Annotated in this window: 16 protein-coding genes; all 16 read right to left on the reverse strand. The window is 41.5% G+C overall.

The annotated features are described in order from the left end of the window. Positions 1-103: 103 nt before the first annotated feature. Entirely contained in the window at positions 104-1,405 is a 1,302-nt protein-coding gene (locus tag IEV91_RS06820) for a pyrimidine-nucleoside phosphorylase (protein WP_188496683.1), read from the reverse strand. Between the two features lie 37 nt (positions 1,406-1,442). Further along, positions 1,443-2,264: a purine-nucleoside phosphorylase gene (locus IEV91_RS06825; RefSeq protein WP_188496684.1), complete on the reverse strand. Its 822-nt coding sequence runs from the start codon at positions 2,262-2,264 to the stop codon at positions 1,443-1,445. Positions 2,265-2,271: 7 nt separating this feature from the next. Next, positions 2,272-3,462 (reverse strand): phosphopentomutase, encoded by a 1,191-nt coding sequence (gene deoB, locus IEV91_RS06830; protein WP_188496685.1) that lies wholly within the window; start codon positions 3,460-3,462, stop codon positions 2,272-2,274. Positions 3,463-3,530: 68 nt separating this feature from the next. Beyond that, positions 3,531-4,421 carry a site-specific tyrosine recombinase XerD gene (gene xerD, locus IEV91_RS06835; protein ID WP_188496686.1) on the reverse strand — a complete coding sequence of 297 codons (891 nt, stop codon included), beginning with the start codon at positions 4,419-4,421 and terminating at the stop codon, positions 3,531-3,533. Position 4,422: 1 nt separating this feature from the next. Then, on the reverse strand, positions 4,423-4,668 hold the full coding sequence (locus IEV91_RS21865) for a YqzK family protein (protein WP_188496687.1): 246 nt from the start codon (positions 4,666-4,668) through the stop codon (positions 4,423-4,425). Between the two features lie 282 nt (positions 4,669-4,950). Then, positions 4,951-5,403 (reverse strand): ferric iron uptake transcriptional regulator, encoded by a 453-nt coding sequence (gene fur / locus IEV91_RS06845; RefSeq protein WP_188496688.1) that lies wholly within the window; start codon positions 5,401-5,403, stop codon positions 4,951-4,953. Between the two features lie 109 nt (positions 5,404-5,512). Then, positions 5,513-6,148: a stage II sporulation protein M gene (gene spoIIM / locus IEV91_RS06850; protein ID WP_188496689.1), complete on the reverse strand. Its 636-nt coding sequence runs from the start codon at positions 6,146-6,148 to the stop codon at positions 5,513-5,515. Between the two features lie 99 nt (positions 6,149-6,247). Continuing rightward, positions 6,248-7,435, reverse strand: coding sequence for an endonuclease Q family protein (locus tag IEV91_RS06855; protein WP_188496690.1), 1,188 nt, complete (start codon positions 7,433-7,435; stop codon positions 6,248-6,250). A 36-nt stretch (positions 7,436-7,471) separates the two neighbouring features. Next, the gene (locus IEV91_RS06860) at positions 7,472-8,005 is read right to left on the reverse strand and encodes an NUDIX domain-containing protein (RefSeq protein WP_188496691.1); all 534 of its coding nucleotides are present in this window, start codon (positions 8,003-8,005) and stop codon (positions 7,472-7,474) included. Between the two features lie 261 nt (positions 8,006-8,266). Next, complete coding sequence (locus IEV91_RS06865) at positions 8,267-9,412, reverse strand: glycoside hydrolase family 76 protein (RefSeq protein ID WP_188496692.1); 1,146 nt, start codon at positions 9,410-9,412, stop codon at positions 8,267-8,269. An 87-nt stretch (positions 9,413-9,499) separates the two neighbouring features. Further along, positions 9,500-10,342: a sugar phosphate isomerase/epimerase family protein gene (locus tag IEV91_RS06870; RefSeq protein ID WP_188496693.1), complete on the reverse strand. Its 843-nt coding sequence runs from the start codon at positions 10,340-10,342 to the stop codon at positions 9,500-9,502. Positions 10,343-10,387: 45 nt separating this feature from the next. After that, positions 10,388-11,440, reverse strand: coding sequence for an oxidoreductase (locus IEV91_RS06875; RefSeq protein ID WP_188496694.1), 1,053 nt, complete (start codon positions 11,438-11,440; stop codon positions 10,388-10,390). Positions 11,441-11,561: 121 nt separating this feature from the next. Further along, positions 11,562-12,431 (reverse strand): sugar phosphate isomerase/epimerase family protein, encoded by an 870-nt coding sequence (locus tag IEV91_RS06880; protein WP_188496695.1) that lies wholly within the window; start codon positions 12,429-12,431, stop codon positions 11,562-11,564. 24 nt (positions 12,432-12,455) lie between these two features. Further along, a complete protein-coding gene (locus IEV91_RS06885; RefSeq protein ID WP_188496696.1) occupies positions 12,456-13,439 on the reverse strand; it encodes a Gfo/Idh/MocA family protein in 984 nt (327 codons plus the stop codon). A 175-nt stretch (positions 13,440-13,614) separates the two neighbouring features. Beyond that, positions 13,615-15,204, reverse strand: a complete 1,590-nt coding sequence (locus IEV91_RS06890; RefSeq protein WP_188496697.1) for a type 2 periplasmic-binding domain-containing protein — start codon at positions 15,202-15,204, stop codon at positions 13,615-13,617. 115 nt (positions 15,205-15,319) lie between these two features. Next, positions 15,320-16,228 (reverse strand): carbohydrate ABC transporter permease, encoded by a 909-nt coding sequence (locus IEV91_RS06895; protein ID WP_229745450.1) that lies wholly within the window; start codon positions 16,226-16,228, stop codon positions 15,320-15,322. Between the last annotated feature and the right edge of the window lie 4 nt (positions 16,229-16,232).

Raw genomic sequence — 16,232 nt, forward strand, 5'->3', positions numbered from 1 at the left:
CTGCATAGCAGGTGGTTTATTGTTTCGCACGCTATCGCGAGCTCAACTGACTAAAGTCGTAAATTATAAAAAAGCAAGACAACCCTTCGGCTGTCCTGCTTTTTTACTTGATGATATCGTAAATAATCGGTTGTTCTTCGGGTTTCTGAGAAGAGATTTGATAAGCCGCTTCTAATTTTTCTAGTGCCTCAGCCACTGAAGGATGCTGACAATGAAGAACAGCTAGCGTATCGCCAATGTTAATAGGATCGCCTACTTTTTTCAACAAGGTGATGCCCACGGCATAATCAATCGCATCTTCTTTTTGTTGCCGTCCAGCCCCAAGTAACATCGCCGCAAGTCCGACTTGCTCAGCATCAATAGAATGGACGTAACCCTCTTGATCCGTCTGAAATTTAATATGTTGGGATGCTTCAGGAAGTTGACTCGGATCATCGATGACGGCAGGATCTCCACCCTGAGCCTGGACAAAAGTCTTAAATTGCTCTAGCGCTTGACCTGACGAAATTAATTCTTGCAGACCCTCATGAGCTGATTCAACATCCTTGTAAATACCACCTGCGACCACCATCTGACTCGCAATGGTCAAGCAGACTTCAGTGAGACGTTCCTCTCCTTGCCCTTTGAGAACATCAATCGCCTCACGAACTTCATTGGCATTTCCAACTTCACGGCCCAAGGGTTGATTCATATCGGATAGCACTGCAATCGTTTGTCGGTTCAATGATTTTCCGATGGACACCATTTCAGCCGCTAAACGCCGAGCATCCTCCAAGGTTTTCATAAACGCACCAGAACCGACTTTAACATCAAGGACGATACTATCTGCTCCAGAAGCAATTTTTTTACTCATAATTGAACTTGCGATTAAAGGAATGGAAGCCACTGTGCCTGTCACATCGCGTAAGGCATACAGTTTTTTATCTGCAGGCGTGAGATTACCACTTTGTCCAACAATCGCAATTTTATGTGTGTTCACGTGCTCAATAAATTCATCGCGAGATAGTTCAATGTGAAAACCAGGGATGGCCTCTAGCTTATCAATAGTGCCTCCAGTATGACCAAGCCCGCGACCTGACATTTTGGCTACAGGAACTCCTGCCGCGGCAACTAGCGGTCCAACAATAAGGCTCGTTTTATCCCCTACGCCGCCGGTCGAATGTTTATCTACTTTAATCCCTTTAATAGGAGATAAGTCAACCGTATCCCCAGAATCCACCATAGCCATCGTTAGATCACTGATTTCTTGATCTGTCATGCCCTTAAAATAAATGGCCATAAGTAAGGCTGACACTTGATAATCCGGAATTTGGTCACGGGTATAGCCATCGATAAAAAAATGTATTTCTTCAGTCGAAAGCGCTTGTCCTTCCCGCTTCTTTTCTATAAGATCGAGCATTCTCATAACTTGTCACCTCCTCGTTTTCATTGCATTACCCTTATTATCTAATTGCTTTCACTATCGCCTTTACAAGTTGAATAAACGTTTCTTTCACACGTTCACTCGTTTCTATCACTTCGTCATGCGAAAGTGGTTGATCAAGGATCCCACTGGCTGCATTGGTAATACACGAAATCCCAAGGACTTTCATCCCACCATGACGAGCAATGATAGCTTCAGGAACGGTCGACATGCCAACGGCGTCGCCACCTAGAGTCCGAATCATGCGAACTTCTGCTGGGGTTTCATAAGATGGCCCTGTCACTGCGCAGTAAACCCCTTCATTGAGTTTAATGTCTAGCGAGGCCGCTGTTTCTCTTGCTATTTTGCGCAGCTTCGCATCATAGACTTCAGACATATCAGGGAATCGGGCGCCTAAAGTGGCATCATTCGGTCCAATCAATGGATTCTGACCCATCCAATTGATATGATCCTGAATCAACATCAACTCGCCCGGTTTATAACTTTCATTCACACCACCGGCAGCGTTTGTTACAATGAGTGTTTTAATTCCGATGGCCTTAAGCACTCGGACAGGAAATGTCACTTGTTCTAATGAATAACCCTCGTAATAGTGATAGCGCCCTTGCATCGCTAAAACAGGGATACCGTGTAATCGACCAGAAACAAATTGCCCAGCATGGCCTTCAACGGTAGGCTGCGGGAAATAAGGAAGATCGGTATACGTTATTTTCGTTGCCTCTTCAAGTTCGTCCGCTAATGGACCTAATCCAGAACCAAGAATAAGCGCCAATTTAGGTTGATCTTGCAGTTTATTTTTGAGTGCTTCTGCTGCTTCAGTTATTTTTGCCTTTAAAGACATACTCCCCTCACCCCTTCTTTATAATTTCAAGAAAACTATTCCCGTTTTCCGGTTGTTCCACATTAAAGTTTTCACTCACGGTGGCACCTAAATCGGAAAATGTTTGTCGTGTCGGAATGTGTTTCCCTTCTGTAATCCCCTTATGATAAGCCAAAAGCGGAACGAATTCTCGTGTATGATCCGTACCTTTGTAAGTCGGATCATTACCATGATCGGCTGTAATTAATAAAAGATCGTCGTCTTGTAATTGATTTACAATCTCTGGGAGGCGGCGGTCAAAGGCTTCAAGCGCCTCTCCATACCCGATAGGATCGCGTCTATGCCCATACTTAGAGTCAAAATCTACAAGATTTAAGAAAGCTAAACCCGTAAAATCACGCTTCTCTACCTTCAGAAGTTGATCGACACCGTCCATATTATCTTTTGTTCGAATGGCATCAGTAACCCCTTCCCCATCATAAATGTCATTGATTTTCCCTAAAGCAATAACATCCAAGCCATTCTCTTGAAGGGTGTTCATTACTGTTTTACCAAAAGGCTTTAACGCATAATCATGACGGTTGGACGTGCGCTCAAAGTGTCCTGGTTCACCCACAAAAGGACGGGCGATGACACGTCCCACCATATACTTCGGATCTTTTGTCAATTCACGAGCTGTTTCACAAATCCGATAAAGTTCTTCAAGAGGGACTTCCTCTTCATGAGCGGCAATTTGTAATACAGAATCGGCTGAGGTATACACGATCAAAGCACCCGTCTTAAGGTGTTCTTCCCCTAATTCATCCAATATTTCAGTTCCTGAGGCGGGTTTATTCCCAATGATTTTACGCCCGCTTCTTTTTTCAAGTTCCTGTATTAACTCATCTGGAAAGCCTTCTGGAAAAGTAATAAACGGCTTGTCTATGTATAACCCCATGATTTCCCAATGTCCTGTCATCGTGTCTTTTCCATTTGAAGCTTCTTGCATTAAACCATAATGCGCTTTCGGTTGCTTTGCAGGCTCGATCCCTTTAATAGTTGATCGGATGTTTCCTAAACCAAAGTCACTAAGATGAGGCAATTTCAGCCCATTCATCTTCTCAGCAATATGACCGAGTGTGTCTGAACCTTTATCTCCAAATGTTTCTGCGTCAGGGGCTTCACCAATCCCAACGGAGTCGAGGACAATAAGAAAAACCCGTTTAAAAGCGTGATTCATCTTGTTTTACTTCCTTTCTGTCTTCATCAATGTGAATCTTCGATGTTATCTTCAATAACTAGCTAAACTTAAGCACGAGGATGATAGGTTGAATAGACATCCTTTAAACGATGCTTGGTCACATGAGTATAAATTTGGGTTGTTGATATATCTGCATGACCCAGCATCTCTTGTACCGCCCGTAAATCAGCCCCATTTTCCAACAAATGGGTCGCAAACGAGTGGCGCAGAGTATGTGGGGTAATCGTTTTTTGAATCCCAGCCTCAAGTGCCAGTTTCTTTAATATTTTCCAAAAACCTTGCCGGGTCAAACGTTCCCCCCGATGATTAACAAACAAAGCATCATTATTTTTCTTTTTAAGCAAGAAGGGCTTAGCTTCTGATAAATAGTTTTCCACTGCTCGAACAGCATGTCCGCCTAAAGGGACAATACGCTCCTTGTTCCCTTTTCCTATACAGCGCAGGAATCCTAAAGTAAGATGGAGATCTTCTGCATTTAATTGAACAAGTTCAGACACTCTCAGTCCTGTCGCATATAGGACTTCGAGCATAGCTTTATCGCGCATCCCTATTGGTGTTGCCAAATCTGGGGCAGTGAGTAAACGCTCGACATCATTCATAGAGAGAACCTTGGGTAGCTTTCTTTCTGTCTTTGGCACGCCCACCTGATCACTCGGGTCATGTGACGTCACGCCTTCCCTAATCAAAAAGCGATGGAAAGAGCGAATACTTGCCGTTTGTCGTGCTAAGGTTGTGGCTTGTCGTCCCTTATCTTTTAACGCATATAAATATTGAGTAATCATTTGTCGGGTGACAAGCGTCCAGTCTTCAATATGTTCATGATTATGTATGTAATCGAGATACTGATATAAATCTCTTTTATAGGATTGAATCGTGTTATCGGCCAAACCACGTTCAACCAATAGATAATGCAAAAAATCTTGGACCGAATCTTTCATACTATTCCCCATCTCGTATGAATTGAAAAAACCTTGAAGATAGCGAATCCGATGTTGGCGCGTCGTTCACTGGAGTACCTGAAGGATTAAAGACCTTCACAGCTCCCCCGCTTGGGACATCATATTGGTGATACCCTTCATAGTTTTCATCAAGCCACTTTAGACCAAAATAAAAAAGAACTGTACATCCTACAAACAAAAGGAATACCTTCATTGTATCAAAAATAACCTTCCATGCAGATCTCAAATCTCTGCACCCCCAGTTCCTATTCTCTATTAAAGAGGTATGCCAAAAAGAACCGGGTTTATACCTGATATTTATAAGAAGTTGTACAAAATAGTCCAATGAAAGCTCTTGCATCTTAGAAAACCTTGGTTTAAGGGTGTCACCTAGTCCAATGACGATGGTCAAGGTTCTTATCCTATCCATTCTAACCCTTTGAACCCACGCCAGCTCTTTCTCTGGTAATGTAAAAACTTAAAAACCTCTCCCATTGTTGGAAAAGGTCCTCGCTGTTTCATCTACGATTTATTCCTTGTCATTCTTTTCTTGGCACCGGTAACAGATGCCATGGAAGGTGAGCCTGTGGTCTTTAATTAAAAAATTCCAGCCTTTTTCAACCACTTTCTCTACATCTCCAAGCAAGTCTTCTTGAATCTCATCCACCGCACCACACTCAATACATACGAGATGGTGGTGAAAGTGAGCGGCTCCTTCTTGACGTAAATCATATCGGGATACGCCATCACCAAAATTTATTTTGTCAACAACTTTTAATTCAGTCAATAATTCCAAAGTTCGGTAAACCGTCGCAAGACCAATCTCCGGTGCTTTATCTTTAACGAGGAGGTACACATCTTCAGCACTGAGATGATCTTTCTCATTTTCCAATAAAACTCGAACGGTAGCCTCTCTTTGTGGTGTCAACTTATATTTTTGTGAATGGAGTTGTGATTTGATCCGTTCAATTCGCGTTTCCACATGCAGGCCTCCCTCGCCATTCTCTAAAATTATTATAATCTTAGGCAAAAGAGGTGTCAAATTAAAATCATTATAAAGTAATATTTGTAATTGTTATAGATTAATATCTTTAGTTGAGAATGGCACGCATAAGGACAGGTGATACATAAGCTTCATATAAAGAAACAAGAGCAATGACCACGGCCATCCCGAACATCATCAACACGTACTGACCAAACTGTGGGAGTAAGGGCTGCTTACGCGTCCGCATCAAAAGTTGACGAATCATTTTCAAAGAGAAAGCGATAGATGTCGTGCTTACAATAATAAATAACGGGATAACCAGTAGATTTTGTGGAAAAATACTGGCGATCGCCAGCCAAAAACCATGCATCCCCATTTGATTCACCAAAAAGCCAACCGTAAAACCAATAACAATCCCTTTTAAAAATAGCAGGACAAAAATAATAGGCAATCCGATGATTGAAAGACCTAAAATCCATATAAAACCAATATATTGTATGTAATGGGTAAACCCCTCATTAAACATCACTGAAGGCACAGCAACATTATTCCCAGAAACCTCACCAAAAAAGCGTTCGAGATAATTAAACAAATTACTTTTTGCTTCATCAGGCAAACTATTAACAATAATCGCCCCAAAAATAATCCCCATTAAAAAGAGCACAATAGTAAAAGTATAGATTGAAATGTTTTCTTGAATATGATGATTGAGTTTTGCCTTTAAAGTCGCTTCCCTTGGCATTGATGATTCCTCCTCACAAACTCTATACTTCGAGTCTATGATTCAGAGAGAAATCTATGACACATTTTAATAGAGGACAAAGATTTCTTACATCTTCCCCTACTTTTCCATCTCAGAATTCATAGTCACACGACCATATCGGCCAGCCCCTCCTGTTTCAACCGCTAAAGTTCCTTCTCTTGCGGCGATAATCAGTTGCGAAAGCGACGGCCCCACCAATACTGTGAGATCAGCAGCCGTTGCCTGATGCAGGACATTCATTTCAGTTCCAAAATGCACTAATAATTTCTCTAATGTTTTAGGACCAAGTTTCGGAATGAATTCTAGTGGCACTTGATGAATATAGGGTGGACGATGAGGCCCACTTGTTTTAGCAGATTTCAACTCCTCTAAACGATCACGCACACCTTTAACCACCCGCTTATGACCGCAGTCTGGACAGCGATCTCCTTGATGATACGCTTCAATAACAGAAAGGCACGCTGCACAACGGGTACGATGATATTTTCCAAGCCGTGGGTTCAATCCATAATTCGCAACAATGTCTCGACCCTCCTTATGCTTTAAGGCCAAACTGAGCTCAGTAAAAGTCGCTTGCTCTAATCGAAAGGTTTGATATTCACGGGCAATTTTCTTTAACGAATGGGCATCTGAATTCGTTACAAACGGGTAACGGTGGAGCTCTTCGAGTTGATCGGCCATCTCCGTATCTGAACTGAGACCTAATTCAATCGCATCAATTAAATCTGGATCGAGGATTTCAGAAATCGATTGCTTCACCCCAACACCATAGACACTTTTAAAAGGAGTGAAAACATGAGCAGGAATAAAAAGACCTCCTAGATCTTTTACTTTTTCTTGAATCTCTTTCCCATAACCAAAAAAACGTTGTGTACTTAATGTATTATTCGTCACATGCTTGCCTAACCATTCGCTAAACGCTCGCATCGTCTTTAAGGTCGGTAGATAAGCTAAGACATGTATCGGCCCTTGGCAAAAGGCATCTTTCACTTCAATTTCGCAGCCTAATATGAGCGTCACTTTCTCAAAACGCAGCCCGCCCTCTTGAAGCTCGCAAACCCGTCCGCTCTCCTTCATCGCCTCGATTTCATCTAAAACTTCAGGCACATGACAATCAATCACACCTACGATATCAAGCCCTTTACGCAGACTAGCTTCTTCCAGAATGCGATCAATGGTCAGCGTTCGGCTACCGGTAATTTTAACTGGCCTTCCTGTCCGTGTTCTCCCAATATGAATATGTAAATCCGCATAAAAATCCTGCATGCTTTTCCGTCCTTTTAAATATCATTATTACTTAGACTATTGTTGCATTTGTAGATATTGTACCGCATAGACTGTTTTAGCATCGTCAATTTTCTTCTCCTTAAGGAGCTGTAGCGCTTCTTGTAAATCGACCTCATAGTTTTCTAAAAATTCATCTTCATCAAGATGGCGCTCGCCACGAATCAAAGTATCCGTAAAATAAATATGAATCAATTCGTCGGAAAAGCCGGGGGATGTATAGAAAGAAACAACATGTTCAATGGAACGACAACGATAACCGGTCTCTTCTTCTAATTCTCTTAAGGCACAGGTTTCGAGAGCTTCGCCTGGGTCAAGCTTACCCGCAGGAATTTCAAATAAAAGCTTTTCTAAAGGCTTTCGATATTGTTGTACAAGCACTAATTTCCCTTCATCCGTCAAGGCGATTACTGCTACTGCACCAGGATGCTTAACAATTTCACGTGTGCTTGTTTCACCGTTTGGCAATTCAACTGTATCCACCCGCAAATCAATCACTTTACCTTCAAAAATGGTTTTCGAATGTAATGTTTTCTCTACTAAATCAGTCATATCCAATTCCCCTCTTTTCATTCATGTCGCCTTTAGTGTATCACATAGAGGAATGAATAAGAAAAGCTTGCGACTCTTGGGTTAAAAAGAATATATCCTATAAATATCAATGTGTTTGGATACATATTTTGTGATTCAATGAAATAGGAGTCCCTCCTTGGTATAGAAGGGACTCCCAGTAGGGTTACGTCTTTTAGCTTAAGTATACACGTTCATTCCTTTAAGACTTTGCGGTTTACCTTGCCACTTCATGTTCAGTGACTAAGGCAGAAGAGGGTAGTCTTGTTTTTTTAAACTTAGCAGAGCATAAATTTCCACCATTCCTGCTTGTTGCAAGAGTTCTGATTGATCACTATTAAAAGTAAACAGGTTGGTCTCTTGATTTCTGTTGGCATCCCAGGTAGATTGAGCATACTCATTAATCATCTTTATATACTTTTGATTGTGGTTAAAGGTACTCAGTTTTAACAAATTCCGAAAATAGATGGCATTAAAAACAGCCGATTGGCTATTTAACCGATCCTCTTGTTTATAATACGCCATAGACTTATCCGCCAAATCTTCAGCGCGCTTTAAGTATATTTTCTCATGTGTTGTTTGATAGAATAATATATTGGCACCGATCATGACGCCTTGATTATAACTCCACTGGGTTTTATCGATGTTACCGTTGAGGTCAATGTGATCCCAATATAGCCCGTTTGGTGCCAGCATATTTTTATTAACCCAGTGATACATTTTTTTGGACCACTTTAAGTAATAGGGGTTCTTTGTTATCTGGTACAAATGCAATCCAATTTTAACAGCAGGAGCATTTGAAATCGTATTTCTGTCCCGGCTCCAGCTCGCTTGTGTCCAAAAGACACCACCAGGAGCGGGGTGATCAGGATGATCATCCCAACCGCTAACTACTAATTCAAAAATTTGTTTTGCTTTTTTCAGGGATTGCGGATCTCCAGTCATATCGTAATGCTGTATAAAATCTATCCCTATCCACTCATTATCATCATAAAAAATATCGCCACCATTACCCAAGGGAGGATCGACATAAGAATCATAGCCTGCGGGGGACTTCTCTTCATTCCAATAATTTTGAAGCCCAGCTAGCCTACTTTCAATATCCCCTGAATATTTTGCACCTGTTTTCGGGAGTAACCTCATATCCAAGGTTGCATTTAATACCTGGGAATAGGGCCAAACATATGAAAACGGGTTACCCTCTCCAATAGGGAAAGTCTCAGAATAAAGGTTAGAAGTCGGTTGATAAAAATAGTGGGTCATCGCTTGATAAGTCTGTATCGCACGGCTCATATTTGAGTGATGATGGGGTGAGGCATAAGCCAAACGAGAAGTGTAGACCCCAAAACAGAAGGCAACAGCTAACAACGCTACGCAAACCTTTTTCACCTTTTCCACTCCCTTCTTTTAATGAAAAACTCCCTTATCGATTAAATGGGTGAAATATAAATGTGCTTGTATCTCTTCAAAATGGGGTCAAGAGTGTTTTTGATCTTCAAGATAAAAGGTCGTTTTTATTTTTCGTATCCCTTCAGTTGCCACCGCTAAAGGCGTTTGACTTCCGATATTATCATTAAATAGTTCTAATGATAGAAACCCTTCATACCCTATAGCATCCAAATAAGATGCAACCTGTCTTATCGGGGCTATCCCGTCTCCCGGAAAGACACGATCTTGATCAGCAATATGAGTCTGAGTAGGAAAAGCCGGATAATCATTCACATGAATAATACCAATGTTTTCTTTTTGAATATAAGCTAATTGATCAACAGAACTTCCACCGGTATACATATGAAAAAGATCCAATAAGAGTTTGATATCCGATTTACCGCTCTCCATGGCAATGTACATGGCTTCACTTAAATTATGTAGCTTTATCGATCTCCCCCAAAATTCTAGATAAGGCTCTATCCCTATTCTGCGGGCTTTTTCGACTAATTCCGTAAAATGAATCGCCATCGTTTCCAATGACAGATTTTTGACATCACCACTTGGAGGGGCAGCTACTGCTCTGCAACCTAATTCATATAAGAGCGCCATTTCCCGCTCCGCCTGAAGCAAACCGGCTTGTCTTACCGTTTCATCACCATCGGTCCATTTAAAAAAAGTGATGGCATTCACAACAGAAAGACCATGCGTCTCCAGTAATTGTTTCAGTTCCTTAAGAGAGCCACCTTTTTCTAAATAAGACTCTATATCTTTGACCCATAGTTCAATACCCTCGTAACCCGCCTGCGCGGTAACTTTTATCTGCTCTATAATATCCAATTGAAAGGCAAGTAACGTCGACGTATTTAAAGCTAATTTAAAATGAGACATTAAAAGATTCCTTTCGCATCTTAATTTTCACAGCCATCCTATTTTCTAGTTCACTTCTAAAGTCCTCTGTTCCTCATGACTTTTCTTTGCTAATTCAATTAACTTAATGGCCTGACGCGCTTCTTCTGCTTTAACCGCAAGTTCTGTCTGCCGAGTCAAATGATCATAAATGTTTTGATAGTAAGCCGCATAAGAACCAGGAAGAGTTTCAATGTGTCCTTCAATATGTAACTGATTTAACATGATATTGATTTTCCCCCACCATTCCTTAGCTTCTCTTCCCCAATTTGGCGAGGCCGGCGTGTGCCCATTGATTAACGCCCGTTCTTGTGGGTCGGTTCCATATTTAATAAAAGAGCCTTTCGTACCATGAAATTGGTATCTTGGTCTCGGTTCCCTTGCCACCATTGAGGACTTTAACGTCAGACTCAAGCCCTCCTTATAGCCTAAGGTGACTCGAAAAAAGTCATCGGTTATAGCTCTAGGACGAAGTTGGCGAATCTCAGCCTGAAGTGTATGAGGCGTACCAAAAAGACAAAGGGCTTGATCAATAAAATGGACCCCGAGATCATAGAGAACCCCAGAGCCTAGTGCCTGACTATCTCTCCAATTGCCGGGTTGAGCAGTAGGATGATAGTGATCCCAACAAAATTCCGCTTCAGTTAATTGCCCCAGAATACCTTCATTCAAAAGACTACGCAAGGTCAGAAAGTCTCCGTCCCAACGACGATTATGAAAAACACTTAACATCCTATTCTGCTGCTTTGCCAAAGCGATCAATGCATCAGCTTCCTCTGTGGATGTTGTAAAGGGCTTTTCAACTACAACATGTTTGCCAGCCAACAGCGCGTCTTTAACAAATTTAAAATGATTCGTACTTGGAGTGGTTACTATAATTAGATCAATAGTGTCATCCTGATACAATGCGTCCACATGATCAACAACATTAACCCAAGGGTAACGATCTTGAGAACTCCTTCCCTTTCGTTGAACGATAGTGTTCAATTTAAGTCCAGGAATAGTTGTTAAGACCGGCGCATGAAAGGTTCTCCCAGAAAATCCATAGCCGATAAGCCCCACTTGAACTTCCTTATACATACGATTCCCCCTCTCTTGCTTCATCTGAACATTTTGGTAGCAATCACACAGGATGTTGCTACAAGTATCCTTATAACAACCTCCCGTGTGATGAAGTGCAAACACAAAAATGATGAAGCGCTTATTTAAAATAATGCTTAAGATGCTGCGCTGCTTTAATAATGCCTTGCTGTTCTTTTTCGAGCGAACCTGAAAAACGATGATCTTCAAGCTCTATACTAATGGCACCTTGATACCCTAACTGTTCTAAACGGAGTGCAATTTTCCCCCAATCAATTTGACCCTCGCCAGGGATTGTATAGCGCCAAGACCCTTCAGAAAACCGGTATTTTTCCCCAAAGGTCGCCTGAATTGTACCGAATTCATATAACTCTTCACTTAAGATCTCGGTATCTTTTCCATGGCAATGATTAATTCTTTCACCAAACTCGTTTAACACTCGCAAATGATCAATCCCTAATCTGACTAAATGAGAAGGGTCATAGGTCATACCAAAATGTTCCGACGGAATCGCTTCAAACATGGCGCGCCACATTTCAGGTGTACAGCCAAGTGTTGGGTAATACGGAGCGGGTCCTGGCCAACCTTCGATGGCTATATAAAGGCCCAGGGCTTCTGCATGCGCGACGACTTCTGGAAAACTTTCTTTCCAAATCGCAAAACTCTCTTTACGTGGCAACGTATGGTCTTCAGGAATTAAGCACATAAACAACACCCGTCCACCTAATTCCGAGATGTCTGTCATCTGTTGTTTAACCGCTTTCAAAGCATCGGCACGACGCCCCTCATCTACGCTAAACAATTGCCCCACATGTCCCACATCAACAGTTCCTATGCCCATGCCAGCTTCTTGGCAAGCCTTTTTTACTTCTTCTGATAAACGCGGCACATCAAGTGTATCCAAGCCAATCTCATTTGCCCACTTCGCCACCTTTTCAATACCTTCAGCACCGATTTTCCCCGGTATACGCATCCCGATACTAAACCCCATCTTCATTCCTCCTTTAAAATGACATTATTTGTATGTTTTAGGTGAGTAATTCGCTGCTTCATACACCATCTCTGAAAACTTGACGACCTTTAACGCAAATTCCCCAGGAACCATCACCTCATGCCGTCCTAAAATGGCATCTATAAAACTTTTATCCTGATTCGTTGTTGGCTTAGGAAGCTCTGGAGTTATAGGTTCTTGACCCGCACGGTATACCGTGATCTTATCATTCTCAAAAAAGATACCGCCATCCTCTCCACAAAAGGCATAGGTTTCATGCCAAATCGGTGCATACCCCACGAGATTAAGGCCGGCGACAGCCCCTTCCGCAAATCGTATCGAGGTAAACGTATCAATCTCTACAGGTGCCCCTTGTTGCGACAGCTGCGGTTTCACCTCTACAGGCGTTAGACCCGAAGTCCACAGAAGCACGTCAATAATATGACTTCCCGAATCCATTAGGAAGCCCCCTCCTGAGAGTTCTGGCTGCTGGCGCCACGAAAAGGTTTTCGTTCTCTTCTCCCCACGCCACCACTGTTGATAGAGAGAAGCGGTAATCGAGGTTACTTTCCCAATCAGCCCGCTCGCAATCGCTTCTCGAATGTAAATAAATTCAGGTTGAAAATGACGTTGATAGGAGACTTGCATAACTTTTCCAGAAGCTTTTGCTGTCGCAATCAACTGCTCGGCCTCCTCGGAAGAACAGGTCATCGGTTTTTCGATAAGCACATGCAAGCCTTTGTTTAATACGTCTGTCGCTTGTTGAAAATGCAGGGTATGCGGCGAGCAAATAACAACTGCATCTAGTGCAACCTTCTCAAGCATTTCCTCATACTCCGAAAATTCTTCTGCCTTCAGCAATCCGAATTTCGAAATAAATCTTTCTCTCGCTTCCTCGCTAACGTCCGCAATGGCTACAATTTCAGCTTCTTCCAATGCCATTAACTGCCCGGCATGGACTTGAGCCATACCGCCTGTGCCAATAAAGCCAACCTTAATAGTATTCATATCGCTCTCTCCCTCACTTTTTAAAAGCGTTTACTTTATCATCTTATCTTATTATCTTTTTACAAAAAGAGAACCCCGTTGATAGATTTTTACACGAGTACCTCGGGGGTCTCCTTATCTAACTGTGTAACCTCACAAAGGAAACTAGTATTGGGTATGACTATTATTCTTTGAATTACTTTTGATAGCGATCATATGCCTTTTGATACGTATCTAAGAGTTCATCTAAGTTCATTTTCTTAATAGTTTTAACATAATCATCCCATTTAGAAAGCGGTTCTTGACCCGTGATAAATTTCGCTTCCATTTGTGAGACGTATTTATTGAGGTCTTGCTCAATACGGGTAACGGTTTTATTTTCTTCATTTGTAAAATACACTTGCGGATAGGCCATCACGCCATAAGGAAGCAATTTTTGCTTTTCTTCATTCTTTAACCAATTAGTGAATTTATTATCATCCCATTGCCAATCCAAATCGGCCTGTGCGGGGCGACGAATGGGTACAGGGATGCCCCAGTCTGGAGAGATTGAGGATCGAAAGGTTTCTGCATCATCAAATCCTTTAGGTGGATCCTTGATCACTCGCACTTTTTTACTGTCATCTTTCCATTCCCAATACGTGCCTTCCTTTACGTTATGGAGAAAGTCTGCGCCTTCATCGGAATAGGAATAATCCGCCCATCTTATCGATTCAGCAGGATGTTTATTATCCTTCGTAATAACAAATTGTCCGCTACTCACTTTATTCGGCAATTCAAACACTTGTTTATCGACTCCAGGCGCCTTAACAAGATTCATTACAGGATTATCCGTACTATCATAATCAACATTCATTGTGAATGAGGGACGAGCATCTGGAAACAAGCCAAGTCGATCGTTGTGTCCTTTCGCTTTCCGCTGATCATCTGTTTGTGAAAAGGTTTCATGATCGAGTAAATTATTTTTCCACAGTTTATTCATATAGGCGAGATACTCTTTATAGCCAGGCTGGATTGCACCATAAGCCACTTTATTATTTAAAAGTTCGATATGTTGATTTGATACGCCGAAGGCACCGAGGAACATCGCACGAATGGTATCCATTCCTGCTGTACTTAAAGGAATTTCATCCGCTTTTCCATTTTTATTTGGATCATCATTTTTAAATTTCATTAAGAGATCAAAAAGCCCATCAGTCGTTGTTGGCAATTCCTTAATGCCAAGATTTTTCAACCATTCACCGTTATACCATAAGTGCCAAATTCCCGGATCCTCATCAACCTGTGGCAATGAATAAATATGACCGTCCGGTGTTGTTATCGCTTTCTTAATATCGGGCTCTTGGTCTAGCATCTTCTGAATGTTTGGCGCGTATTTTTTAATCAAATCCTCAAGAGGAATAATGACACCTTGCTCGCCATATTTTATCTCATCTTGATGAGAGAAGCTTGAGCCATAGAAAATGTCTGGGAGATCTCCACTCGAAAGCAACAGATTTTTCTTCGTATCAGCATCGGCACGATCAGGGGTTTCAAAGTCAAAATGAATGTTTGTTTTTTTCTCCATCTCTATAAAATACTCTCGCTCATCCCAATCATTGGCCACAGCCAAAGGACCAAACATTGATAATGTAATTTTTTTATTGACAATCGGATAACCTGTTTTGTTAAAATTTTTACCTGGGTCCTTAACGGTTGAAGATGTCGTTGCATTTTTTGACGAACACCCGATTAATATTCCGGAAAACAGCACAAAGGTCATTAAAAGCATCGTTAGTTTTCTCATTAAGAAATATACCCTCCTTTTTGAGTTAAATCTTCAACTATTCAGAAATTCAAACGACCTCTTGAGTTAAAAGGACTGTTAGGCCATAACCCCACCTCCTTAAAGACCCTAAGTATTAGCCTTTAATAGAACCAATCATGACCCCTTTAACAAAGAACCGTTGCAAGAAAGGATAGACGATAATCATGGGCAGAGTCGAAACGATAATAATCGCATATTTCATGATGTCCGCAAGACTTTGACTATGCTGCATAGCCTCTGCTGCACTGTTTGAGATAGAGGTAGCCATATTGTCATTCCCAAGCTCCTGTAATACGAGAATCTGTCTAAGGATCATTTGCAAGGGATACTTTTCTTTATCTGACAAATAAATCAAAGCATTAAAGTAATCATTCCACTGTCCAACCCCATAAAAGAGTGCCATAACTGCAATGATTGGCATTGATAAAGGAATCACCACTTTAAAAAAGAGCTTTGTCGTGGAACAACCATCAATAATCGCTGCCTCTTCCAATTCTTTAGGAATGGTGACCTGAAAGAACGTCCGGCAGACAATAATATTCCAAACCGCCGCTGCATTTGGGAGAACCATTGCGCCTACAGTATTGACAAGCCCCAAATTTTTAACAAGTAAGTAAGTAGGTACAAGCCCGCCACTAAAAAACATCGTAAAGGCAAACATCATCATAAAGAAATTACCACCCACAAGTTTTCTTCTGGACAAAGCATAAGCAGCCGGTAACGTAATTGCTAGACTGATCAGCACACCGAGTACCGTATAATAAATGGTGTTAAGATACCCGATCCAAATTTGATCATCTTGGAAAATCAACTTATAGCCATCGAAATTAATCCCTTTTGGCCAAAGCCACATCTTTCCTGAGCTCACAAGTGTAGGATCACTGATAGAAGCACTGATAATATAAATGAGTGGATAGAGCACAATGATCAAAATGACAATAAGAAAACTATAAATAAAAGCTTTAAAAATACGGTCGTTTCGACTTTCTCTAATCGTGGTCACTCGT

Source organism: Pullulanibacillus pueri (genome assembly GCF_014639255.1).
Taxonomy (GTDB): Bacteria; Bacillota; Bacilli; order Bacillales; family Sporolactobacillaceae; genus Pullulanibacillus; species Pullulanibacillus pueri.

Coding starts and splice junctions, on each gene's coding strand:
- IEV91_RS06820 (WP_188496683.1), bottom strand. CDS start 1,405: ATGAGAATGCTCGATCTTATAGAAAAGAAGCGGGAAGGACAAGCGCTT.
- IEV91_RS06825 (WP_188496684.1), bottom strand. CDS start 2,264: ATGTCTTTAAAGGCAAAAATAACTGAAGCAGCAGAAGCACTCAAAAAT.
- deoB (WP_188496685.1), bottom strand. CDS start 3,462: ATGAATCACGCTTTTAAACGGGTTTTTCTTATTGTCCTCGACTCCGTT.
- xerD (WP_188496686.1), bottom strand. CDS start 4,421: ATGAAAGATTCGGTCCAAGATTTTTTGCATTATCTATTGGTTGAACGT.
- spoIIM (WP_188496689.1), bottom strand. CDS start 6,148: ATGCCAAGGGAAGCGACTTTAAAGGCAAAACTCAATCATCATATTCAA.
- IEV91_RS06855 (WP_188496690.1), bottom strand. CDS start 7,435: ATGCAGGATTTTTATGCGGATTTACATATTCATATTGGGAGAACACGG.
- IEV91_RS06860 (WP_188496691.1), bottom strand. CDS start 8,005: ATGACTGATTTAGTAGAGAAAACATTACATTCGAAAACCATTTTTGAA.
- IEV91_RS06870 (WP_188496693.1), bottom strand. CDS start 10,342: ATGTCTCATTTTAAATTAGCTTTAAATACGTCGACGTTACTTGCCTTT.
- IEV91_RS06875 (WP_188496694.1), bottom strand. CDS start 11,440: ATGTATAAGGAAGTTCAAGTGGGGCTTATCGGCTATGGATTTTCTGGG.
- IEV91_RS06880 (WP_188496695.1), bottom strand. CDS start 12,431: ATGGGGTTTAGTATCGGGATGCGTATACCGGGGAAAATCGGTGCTGAA.
- IEV91_RS06885 (WP_188496696.1), bottom strand. CDS start 13,439: ATGAATACTATTAAGGTTGGCTTTATTGGCACAGGCGGTATGGCTCAA.
- IEV91_RS06890 (WP_188496697.1), bottom strand. CDS start 15,204: ATGAGAAAACTAACGATGCTTTTAATGACCTTTGTGCTGTTTTCCGGA.